Genomic DNA, 11,905 nt, shown 5'->3' on the forward strand with positions numbered 1-11,905 from the left:
TTTGCAAAAAAAAACCACTCTGAATGAACAGGATGGTTTAGCATTTGTTTTGTATCTTAATAAATAAGTTTGTTAAGTTTACTAATTGGAAAAAGGGCACTTATCGTGAGATAAGTGCCCTTTTTTAAGTTATTTTGGAATTAAAGAATACTATTATCTAGTACCTCCAGCCCACCAAACTTTTTCTTTATATACATAAGTACCGTCTCCGAATAGTTCTTTGATGTTAGCATTTGTACTAACGTCAGATAAGCCGTAAGCGAATCTTTGTGGGAACAATTCAGGTTTTGGATTTACCATAGGGATAAAGTCTCCATTACCCATTGCTTGTAAACGTCTGATATCATTATAAGATTCAACACCTTCGTTTTCATAGAAAGAAATATGTTTCTCTACCATTATTTTTTTCAATAATGCGTTACCAGTTAAAGTTGGTATAGAAGCAATGTATGTTTGTGCTTGAGCAGCTGTAAATTTAACTACTTGTTTTTTTGTGTAAGCAGCTGTTATCGCAGCATTCATAGTTGCTTGCGCCTCAGGTAAACCTAATCTCGCTTGTGCTTCAGCTTTCAAGAACAATAATTCGTGGTAGCTTAACAAGTAAATAGGGTTCTGTTCACTGATAAGAGCTGATATAGAATAGATATCCTGTCCTTCGATATCTGCTTTTGAATTGTCAAAAGGAACAACTTCACCCTCTATTTTTGTAAAGAATGCATCAGTACGAGCGTCAGCAGTACCATTAGCTACCATGGTGTCGTAAAAACTTTTAGCTAGAGAAATAGCACGTCTATCTAATTGGAATCGAGCATAAGGATTTGGAACACTAGTATTAACAAGTCTTAATTCATCATCAACATCAGCAAATGAAGCGTTTACATAGTTGATTACACCTTGATAATCTGCTTTTCTAAGAGATAATCTCATTGTGTATCTGGCTAATAAACCATTGGCTGCCTTTATCCATTTTGCAGAATTCCCTTCATAGATCACGTCCTGATTTCCTAAGCTTGGGTACGTTGTTGTTGTTTTCAGATTTGCAATACCTTCATTTAGTCTTTTGAAGACGTCAGCATAAATAATCTCTTGTTTGTCTACCTTTGGTTGATAGATTACACCTGGTTTTCCAGCTTCTGTGTAAGGAACATCTCCGTAAAGATCTGTAAGAACAGCTAAATTATAAGCTGTTAAGATTTGAGCGATACCTAAAGTCTGGTAGTTTCCTTTTTCTTCACCTGTAGAACATTTGTCTATAATTATTGCTAATGTTCTTAGTTGCTCGTAAAGATTATCCCAACCATTACTATAAGTTGATGCTAATGTTGGATCATTACGTCTAATCTGTGCATTATACATTTGGTTGTGATTTCCTGCATTTAATTCAGAGTAGATTCCTCCGTAAAAAGATGCGTCAGAACCAGTTACAGTGAAGGCAGAGTTTACCATCACATTTGTAATGATTAGTCGGCTAACTATATCCGCAGGATTGTTTACATTCTTATTTATGTCATCCATCTTGTCTTCAGAACAAGATTGGAATAAGAATAAAGCCATTAAAGCTGTTATTGTTATTTTTATATTCTTCATTTGATTTTTTTTTAAATTAAAATGTAAAGTTCAATCCAAAACCAATGCTCTTAGTTTGTGGCATTGACCATTGTTCGAATCCACCAGAAAAGTTATTGTTTCCTTGTGATGCTTCTGGATCAAGGTTTGGCATTTTAGACCATAATAAGATGTTTCTTGCGAAAACAGAAGCTCTAAGGTCTACACTGTTGTTTAGTAATTTAGGAAATTGGTATCCTAAAGTAACCTCTCTTAATTTTACAAAACTTGCATCAAAAACAGAAGCCTCGGCAATTCCATTTAATGCTCCCTGTAAATCTTGTTGTACTGCATTTGAGCCTCCAATTACAATGTCATTTTTAGTTCCGTCTTCTTTAACACCTGGATATACAAATTCAGAAGTTCTGTCTGCTGTTCTGGCATCTACACCGTAGTAGGCCATTAAGTTGTTTGATCCACTATACATTTTACCACCATTTTTCCAATCAACAACAGCTCCTAATGAAACTCTTTTGTATGTTAATTGAGTAGAACCTCCTAAAGTAAATTTAGGTGCAACTTCTCCTAGTGCTTTTAACTCACCAGCCATAGGAAGACCATCTTCGTCTACTATAATGTTGTTGTTGTTGTCTCTTGCAAAACTTGTACCGTAAATTACAGGGAAACGATCTCCAACACTAGCTCTAAGTTGTGGTGTTGAAAAACCACCTAAAAAGATATTGTCTACACCATCTTTTAATGCTAATACAGTAGCGTCTATTTGAGAGAAGTTCACATTGAATGTCCAGTTGAAATCTGCAGTACGTATAGGGTTAACGCTTAAAGTTAACTCGTGTACTTTGTTAAGCATTTTTCCTCCATTTGTCGTGAATGCAGCTGCTCCTGTAGAACCTGCTAATGGAACATCGAAAATCTGATCTGTCGAATTTTGTTCAGAGTAAGTATAGTCAATTCCAACTCTATTATTGAAAAACTTCAAGTCAACCCCAACTTCATAAGATTTTGTATTTTGTGGTTTCAAATTGTCGTCATATAATCCGTTACTAGGAATAAATGAACTAGTACCTCCTGCTAATGGATAGTTTATAGGAGATCCAGACCAGAATCCACCTGTGTAAGAAGGGCTTGTGTAGTAATTACCTATATAATTACCTGATTGTCCAACTTCAGCAATCGATCCTCTAAGTTTAGCATAAGAAAGAAAAGATTTTCCTTTTAATCCTTCTAATTCTGTTACTACAAAACCTAAAGAGGCTGATGGGTATACGAAATCTCTATTTCCTCTTGGCATATTAGATGCAATATCCTTACGAATAGTACCGCCTAAGAAAATCATGTTTTTGTATGAGAATTCAACGTTGCTAAAAAAACCAACAGTACGTATTTGTCTGCGGTATTCTTCTGCTGTTACTGATCTTGCGTTGGCAATTGTAGGCCATCCGCCAATGTTAAGAGCAGTTCCAAGATCATCATATTCTTTAGTGTTTTGATGATTGTATTCATTTCCAACTAAAACATTGACATTAAAATCATCAGTAATATTTAAGTTGTAGTTGATAGTGAATAACGAGTTGATTACATCATTTGTTGTACCGTAAAGGTGGGCACTACTACTTTGTCCTGTTAAATCAAGTTTGTTTCCAAACTCAAAAATATCTCTGTAGCTAGTTGTCCATGAGTCAACACCGGCCTGATATTTAACAGTTAGTTTCTGTCTTCCGCTTTCGCTTATGATAGGAGAGTATTGAATATATCCATTTCCGTAAAAACGATTGGTTTTCTCGCTAAATTCATTGTGTTTAGCAGCCCAGTAAGGGTTGTTGAAAGTACTTGGTCTGAAATAAATTTGGTCATAATCATTAAATGGATTAGAGTATCCATTTCCTTTTAAATCATAACTTCTTGGGGCAGCGAATACACCTGCTATAGCAGCATCATTTGCAGCTGTACTTTTGTCAATTTTAGTTTGTACATAGTTTACAGAGAAACCAGTTTTCCACTCGTTGTTTAATTTTGTGTCTACAACTGCTTTTGCAGTATATCTGTTCATTCCTGTTGAAGGAATGATACCATCTTGTTTTGAATTTCCTATACCGAAAGAGTAATTCGTTTTTTCAGTTGCTTGTGCAATGTTTAAGGAATTATTAATCGTGATTCCAGTATTGAAAAAGTCATCAATATTGTCATGAGCCTGAGGAGTAACCCATGGGTCTAGACCGGCTTTTACTCTTTGTGGTACAAAATATTTACCAGGTCTTAGTACTCCGCCATTATTTGCATTGGCAACATTTCCTCCGTAAACAGGATTATTTGGCAATTCTGAGATTTTTGGTCCCCAGTTCATTGAAGAGTTTGGATTGAATTGTCCATAAGTGCCTTGTGCATACTCATTTTGAGTTTGTGGCTTTTTTGAAATTGTTTCAAAACTTGTAGAAGTGTTGAAAGTAATAACTGGCTTTCCGCTTTGAGCTAAGTTTTTTCCACTTTTCGTTGTAATTAAAATTACACCATTAGAAGCTCTTAAACCGTATAAGGCAGATGCAGCTTGTCCTTTTAAAACGTTGATCGACTCAATTTCGTTCGGGTCAATATCGACAGCTCTGTTAGCAACGTCAGATCCGGTAACACCATTTTGTGTACTGAAATCTGGTTGTGATGCTACAGGCATTCCATCAATAACATACAATGGTGTGTTGTTTCCTGAAAAAGAACGGGCACCACGAATAACGATCTGAGACGAAGCTCCAGGAGCACCACTAGAAGGAGTGATCGATACACCAGCTAACTTACCTTGCAAAGCACCAGAAAGACTGTTGTTGTTTGCTCTTGTAATGTCCGCTGCTTTTACTTCTTGTGTCGCATATCCAAGTGCACGTGTACTTTTCTTAACACCTAATGCTGTTACTACAACGCTTTCCAGTTCTACTGAATCGTTTTTTAGCTTTGCATTAACACTAGCTGAACTAGCTGGAAGCTCTTGGGCTTTCATCCCAATGTAGCTAAATATTAATATTTGATTTGGTGCTGCTTTGATAGAATATTTTCCGTCAAAATCAGTTTGTGTTCCTGTTTTTGTTCCTTTAACTAATACACTAACACCCGGTAAAGGCATTCCTGTATTGTCAGAAACTGTTCCAGAAACAGCTCTTTCTTGCGCGAAAGTAAGTTGCGCAACTAGTACTAATAAAAGCACTAAGAATCCATTAAACTTTAGTTTCATTTTTAAATATTTTGAATTAGTGTGACAAAACTCTTAATTATTCGTTAACTTTCCTAATGGATTTGATGCTTTTTTTGATGATAGTTTAAACTTTAACATTATTCTCGTTATAATGTTAGTTGCAAATTTTTCTGGATTTAGCAGTGTTTTTAACGTGATTTTTAAGTTTTTATGGATTTTTTTTTACTCTTTAAGTTTTTGAATTTGAGAGTTTTAATATCTGTGATTTATGTGTTTTTTTAGCGGGATATTTTGTTTTTTTTTTGAGGTAAGATTCGAGTGTTTTTAAGATTTATAACATTTTGCCACTTAATTGTTAATTAATTAAAAATTAGCAATTTCTTATCTTTTTTAACAAAAACAATTGTTAACGAAGGGGATGGTGTTATGTGTAAATTGGTTAAAAAATAAAAATCACGTAAATTTTAGTTCTTTTTTATATTTTAAGTGGCGTTTAAAAATGTGGTAATTTAAAGATGGGTTAAGAATAAAATACTTAATTAATTGTTCTCTTTGAATGTGAGTATTTTTTAAGTTGGTTATTGTTTTGTTTACTACCGTATTAATACTTTATCGGGGATGTTTTGTCTTCTTTATTGAGCTAAATGTTTAGCGATTTTGCTTTTACTCATCTTAAAAAAAAACTATAGTCGATTCGGCTTCTCTTGGTCTTTTCTTATGTTTGTTAATTGTTTGTTTTTCTTTCTAAGTTTTTTATAATAATGCGCTAAAGTAATTGTAGTTTCTGGAAAATTTAAATGCGCTTTTGTTTTGTAATATTATTTCAATATTTATGCAATAAAAAAACCATCCCAAATAAATGGGATGGTTTAGTAAATGTTGAGCTTTAAATCTCTTTTGCTTAATTAGATTTTACTAAATCAAAATTTAAGGCTGATCGACCAAATCCTGGAAAATTTAATTTTAAGTTAATGTCTCCAGTACATGAACCTACAGTTCCTGTTCCGGTTACAGGTGTTGTGTCACCTCCGTAATCGAAATCTATATTTGATTTTACTGTAATGGCATTAGTTGCAGGATTTATAGTAACTAATAAATATGCGGTTGTTGGATTATCTATAGCTGGGTTTTTGGTTTCTAAAATTCTAAATGTGTATGTTCCGTCTGTCCCATTGTACACTACAGGAATTATAGTCCCTGGTTTATAGTCCTCCCAATCATCAGCAATAACTTCGTAATTGCCATTAAATAGAGACGCATCGTCTAAAGGGCAAAGAGCAGTGTAGGTTTGTGAAACTTTCCATATCGTTGAATTTGCGATATCGGCACCATAATTTGGTGTTCCGTCATCATTAAATATTTTAATTACGGTACCATTTGTAAGTGTTAGGTCGGCGCTAATTGTTAGTTTGTCATTAAGTCCGAAACTTGTAAAAGTGGGAAAGACTTTAACTAAATCAGCAGTTTTGTAGTTTAACTTTGCAGGGAAGGAAGATACATTTGATTGTATTACTGCTTTTGTGACTACCCCATTTTGGGTAAAATAACCTAAAATGTTCATTGATTTAACCTGTCCTGTTGCTACTTTTAAATTTAGGCCTATATTTATGTCTTCGTTATTTTGAAGTGCAATAATATTTATTCCTTGATCTGTTGTGGGTTCTTTTCGGAAATCTGGAGTAGCTCCTTCAATTACATCAATAACCGAAGTTCCTCCATCGTTATCACAGGATGCTGCTATTAGTATAAATAGCAATGAAGTGAATAATATTTTTATGTTTTTCATTTTATCAGTTTTAATTATTAATTATCCCAAAAGATTTTATAGGTCGCTGGGTTTTTTTGTGCTGGCGCATTTTTATTAGCGTTCAATTCGTTTTGTGGCCAGAACATTGATATTTGAAAAGGATTTGTTAGTACCGTTTGGGAATCATTTAAAGGAAAGGCATCGCCGTTATTTAATTGATATTCTTTAGTGGTGCTATTTGGATTTGCTAGTACAGGGTATCCTGTTCTTCTGTAGTCAGTGTACTGATCTGTTGGGTCTCCAAAAGTACCAACCCATTTTTGAGTCATAATAATTTCTAATTTTTTCTCTGGACTCGCACTGTTGAATTCTGCCGCTAATTTTGTCATAAAAGTATTTACGCCAGGTGAGCCAATTAGTGTTGGAATTCCTATTTGTTGTGATTTATTGTTGGAGACAACCTGATCAACTTTAGCGAAACTGGCTCTTACGGCTTCATCTAGTTTGGCAGCAGCGCTTCCTGCTAATTTACCTACTTGAATTAATTCTGCCTGAATGTATAAAAATTCATCATAGGTTAATATACGTTTGGGCGAAATACCTGTGCCTGACGCTAAGGATAAAGTGGATAAATCTGCACCTTTTCCATCGTCATAACGTCCTCCTGATGGGAAAATCCCTGGGTATGTGTATGATGTTTCTGTGCTCTTGTCTCGGTCTGGGCCAGTACTTCCGAATCTTATACTGAAGAATCCAGTTGATTCGTCCCAATAGTCTGCAAGTGGATTTTGTGTTGTGGTATTACCATCCTTAGGAAATTCGCCAGCTTTTAATTGATTAAAATAGTAAAATTTCATTCTGGGATCTGGATTTCCGTTGTGAATTAGAGGGTTTACACCTTTTAAAATTTCATACATCCATGGACTTTGATAAGTTCCAAATTGGGTGCTTTCATAAGATTCTCTAAACAATCTGTTTTTTTCATTTGTAGGAGAGATGTTATTGAATCTGTCCAGTTGAAAATCATCTGCATTTGATGTGAAGAAATTGTTTTCGTTGATTAATGCATTAAAACCTGTTTGGTCAAAATCTGAGGTAAGTCTGGTTTGATTATAAAGTTTTAACTTCAACGTATTTGCAAATCGAATCCATTTGCTGATGTTACCTTTGTAGATAAGGTCATCAGTTCCTGGTTTTTGTGTTCCGGTGTTAAGTTTTAGATTGACTTTTGCTTTATCAATCAATTCGAAAACACTTGCGTAAATAGCTTTTTGATTGTCGAATTTTGGTGCAATTACACCTGTTGCTAATTGTGTTGCTTCTGTATATGGCACATCTCCCCACATGTCAACAGCATATGCCATAACATAAGCTTTTTGTAATTGACCAATGCCTGCGTAAGCTAAATCGCCACTTTCGAGTGCTTGTTTGATTAATGTTTCAATATCTGTTAAAGATAAATAAATAGAAGTCCAATCATTGTTTAGAGCTATGTTGTCTACTTTTACTCCATACTGATCCTGTTCTTCCCTTGAAGTCATTTGGTGAGTATAGGTGGCGTATATGCTGCCTGTACCTGTGTTAAAGTCGCCTATTTCTGCAATGTTAGTTTCGATATTGGTTAATAGGTAGTTCAAAGGGGCGATAGTAGGGTCATCAGTATCTTTGTCGACATCCAGGTAATTGCTGCAACTACTGAAAATGGTAGTTAGGGATAATAAAACTAATACGGTTTTATTATTTTTTATGTTGTTGTATAGTTTCATGTCTTTTGTGTTAAAATGTTAAATTGATCTTGAATCCCCATCTTTTTGCTGTTGGTGCAGCAGATGTTTCGATACCTTGTAATGTAGATTTTCCATAACTTGTTGTTTCAGGATCAAAGTTGGTGTATTTAGGAACGTTAGGTGCGTAATACCATAAGTTGCTTCCTAAAAGGCTAAAGCTAATTTTTCCAAATGGTGTTTTTTCTAAAATTTTAGAAGGAACGTCGTATGTTAAATTTACCTCTCTTAATCTAAAAGTTGTACCGTCATAAACAGAAGCTTCGTTAACTCCGTTTATTGCGAAAGTACTTCCTGCCCCAGATGGTGAGAAATACATTTCAAACATTGATATTTGAGTACTATTTGGGATTTGGTTTCCGCTTGCGTCCAAAATTGGCGTTCCGTCTGCGTTGTTTCCATAATACCCTGGAATAATAAAAGTTTTTTCTCTGTCTTCAGTATCTCTGGTTACTCCTCTACCTAATAATTGTTGAATTGTAGAAGATGAAATGTCTCCACCTTGCTTCCAATCAAATTGGGTTCTTAAGCTCCATGCTTTATAGATAAAAGTATTTGCAAAACTTAGCTTGAACTTTGCATTAGGGTCTCCAATTATGCCTGGTGAAGGGTCTATAATTACGGCTCCATTTGGTTTGTTTATTAGGTAGTTACCATTAGCATCTCGTGCAAACCTTGTTCCGTAAAACACGCCAAAAGGTTGTCCCGGAATAGCATAGGCAATTGAGTTAGGGTCCAATTGAAGTCTTTCTTGACCAGCATTTAAGCTTAGTACCTCATTTTCATTTTTTGTAAATTGAGTTAATAAAGTCCATTTGAAATTATTAGTTTTTACTGGAACTATTGTTAGTCCAAGCTCTATACCTTTGTTTCTAATTGAACCTGCATTTGTGTTAAATTCAGTAAAACCTGATGAAGCAGGTGTGTTTGCAGGGGTAATCAAATCCTTAGTTTTTTTGTTGTATAAACTTAAGTCTACAATTACACGTTTGTTGAAGAATTCTAAATCTGTACCTACTTCAAATTCTTCAGAGAATTCTGGTTTTACATTTTGATCTCCTAGAAAGGTGTTGTTTCCTATACGTGGATTCCCATTGTAGGGTTGCTCTTGAAAGAAAGATATTTTTAGGAATTCTGCCGGGACATCTCTACCTACTTTTGCGAAACTGGCTCTTAGTTTTGCAAATGTTAATACATCGTTTTTAATGTTGAAAGCCTCTGTTATGATTGCGGAAGCGCTCACTGATGGATAGAAATACGAGTTGTTGGCTTTTGGTAAAGAAGAACTCCAGTCGTTTCTAGCTGTAGCATTTAAAAATAAATAGTCTTTGTATGATAAAGTTACATCGGCAAAAACACCTACATTTCTTTTTATTGCTCTTTGATCTATTAGGTTAGAGATGTTTTTAACGTTGTGGAATGTGAAAATATCAGGTACGATAAATTCTTTTCCTTCATTTTGAATTTGTGTGTATTCATTTTGTAGAACGTTGTTACCTAAGATGGCAACTAAATTAAAGTCATCATTTAAATTGTAGTTAAAGTTCAGTAAAAAAGTAGATTCTATATCTTGGTTTGTATAGTTGTCACTTAATAAATCTCCTAAACCATTATTTGCTCTTGAATTAAGATCACGAATTTGAATTCTATTTAATGAATATTTATTTAGACCTGCTCTGTAAGATGCTGAAATGTTATCGTTGAAAGCATAATTTAAATTGATACCAGTCACAATTCTTTCTGTATTGGTGATAATCTGATCATGTTGCCAAGACCAAAGCGGGTGATCGAATTGTGTTCCGTTTGGAGTAACTGAAGCACCAGTAACTGGATTTACATATGGTAAATTTAAATCCCAGTTTCTTGCCAGAAATAAAGTCCTCGCAAATGAAGAAGAAGCTCCGTCGAATTGATTTTCTCCAAAAAATGCTCCAACTTGTTTTGTTTTTGAGTAGGATAAATTTGCGCCTACTGTGAATTTTTTACTCAATTTAAAATTTCCTCCTGCAGACATTGATGTTCTGTCGTATGTGTTGTAAGGAATGTAGCCGTCTTGACGCAGGTCTGAAACAGTGGCATTAAAAGTACCGTCTGGTCCAGCGTAATTAAAACCAATAGTTTTGTCAAGTACAGTTCCTGTTCTAAAAAGATCTTTTACATTGTTTGGTTTTGCAACATAAGGAACAGTTGCGCCAAATTGATCAGGAAAAGCTGCTAAAAGTGTCGGCCAGGTTGGAATTGTTTGTATAGTGCCGAAACGTGGTCCCCAAGAACCATTTGCATTTGAGTATTCAAAGTTTGATCCTGCTCCATAAGAGTTTTGGTAATCTGGTAAATTCGCAATGGTTTCAAAATAGGTTCCGATACCAACATTTACGCTGAGCTTTTCTGCTCGAGATGTTTTTGAAGATCCTGATTTTGTGGTTACCACAATAACACCATTCATCGCTCTGGAGCCATAAAGTGCAGCGGCAGCAGTACTTTTAAGTACGCTGATGTTGGCAATGTCATTTGGATCTAATGAAGATAATGCTGATTCGTAACCACCACCACCAGTTATTTGGCTTGTACTAGTTACTGATACATTGCTGTAGGCAATACCGTCAACAATAATCAAAGGATCTGTTTCTCCTGTTAAGGAATTTACACCCCTAATTGTAATTTGATTGGCAGCTCCTGCTACACCTGTTGATGTATTAATGTTTACCCCTGCAACTTTACCAGCTAGGGCTCTTGATAAATCTGGCTCAGAATTTTGTGTGATTTCTTCTGCTTTTATGGTGCTTACAGAATATCCTAGTTTTTTAGGATTTCTTTTAATTCCAAATGCAGTAGTTACAACAACGGCATCTAGTTCTTGTGCGCCTGAATCTAGTAATTTTACATTCAGTTTTGCGGTACTTGCTTGTATTTCTTGGGTTTTCATCCCGATGTAGCTAAATACCAAAACTTGTGTTGAAGATGCTTTGATGGAGAATTTACCGTCAAAATCTGTTTGTGTTCCGGTTTTTGTTCCTTTGACTAACACGCTAACGCCTGGTAGGGGCATTCCGCTATTGTCGGAAACTGTTCCTGAAACAACTCTTTCTTGCGCAAAGGTTACTTGCGCAACTAGTACTAATACTAGTACTAAGAATTCATTGAACTTTAGTTTCATTTTTAAATATTTTGAATTAGTCCAACAAAAATCTTAATAAATTGTTAATATACCTAATAAGTAGAGTATTTTTTTTAGTTAAATTATGTTTTTTGTGTGTGATATATTATGTTTATTGTTAAATATATTGGTGAATTTAGTTAATTTGTGTTTTTAGTATACGTTATTCGTTTTTTTATATTTCTCACTTTTTATGATATAATTATGAATATAGTTAATTTTTGTTAAATTTTTTAATAGCTAAATTATGAATAATTACTTTTTTATGAGGTTTTTTCTTTACTTGGTAATTAGTTAAATAGTTCTTTTTGTTTTTAATTTTTCTAGACGAAAAGTGTTAATATATTACTTCTGAATATCTTTTTTTTGTTCTGTCTTTTTAATAATTGAATGTTAATTTCTGCGTAATTGGTGTAGGTATGTCAAAATTATTGGAATAACCAGTGTTTCAATGTTTAAGTTTAGGGGTT

The 11,905-nt window shown here is 34.4% G+C and carries 5 protein-coding genes; all 5 read right to left on the bottom strand.

The features are described from left to right. Positions 1-153: 153 nt before the first annotated feature. Positions 154-1,587, bottom strand: a complete 1,434-nt coding sequence (locus NJT12_RS03805) for a SusD/RagB family nutrient-binding outer membrane lipoprotein (RefSeq protein WP_271334603.1) — start codon at positions 1,585-1,587, stop codon at positions 154-156. 16 nt (positions 1,588-1,603) lie between these two features. Next, on the bottom strand, positions 1,604-4,786 hold the full coding sequence (locus NJT12_RS03810) for a SusC/RagA family TonB-linked outer membrane protein (RefSeq protein ID WP_271334604.1): 3,183 nt from the start codon (positions 4,784-4,786) through the stop codon (positions 1,604-1,606). Between the two features lie 862 nt (positions 4,787-5,648). Further along, positions 5,649-6,533, bottom strand: coding sequence for a hypothetical protein (locus tag NJT12_RS03815; protein WP_271334605.1), 885 nt, complete (start codon positions 6,531-6,533; stop codon positions 5,649-5,651). Between the two features lie 17 nt (positions 6,534-6,550). Continuing rightward, positions 6,551-8,260, bottom strand: coding sequence for a SusD/RagB family nutrient-binding outer membrane lipoprotein (locus NJT12_RS03820; RefSeq protein WP_271334606.1), 1,710 nt, complete (start codon positions 8,258-8,260; stop codon positions 6,551-6,553). A gap of 10 nt (positions 8,261-8,270) precedes the next feature. Beyond that, on the bottom strand, positions 8,271-11,435 hold the full coding sequence (locus NJT12_RS03825; RefSeq protein WP_271334607.1) for a SusC/RagA family TonB-linked outer membrane protein: 3,165 nt from the start codon (positions 11,433-11,435) through the stop codon (positions 8,271-8,273). Between the last annotated feature and the right edge of the window lie 470 nt (positions 11,436-11,905).

The sequence above is a fragment of the Flavobacterium azizsancarii genome, from assembly GCF_027980145.1.
Classification (GTDB): domain Bacteria; phylum Bacteroidota; class Bacteroidia; order Flavobacteriales; family Flavobacteriaceae; genus Flavobacterium; species Flavobacterium azizsancarii.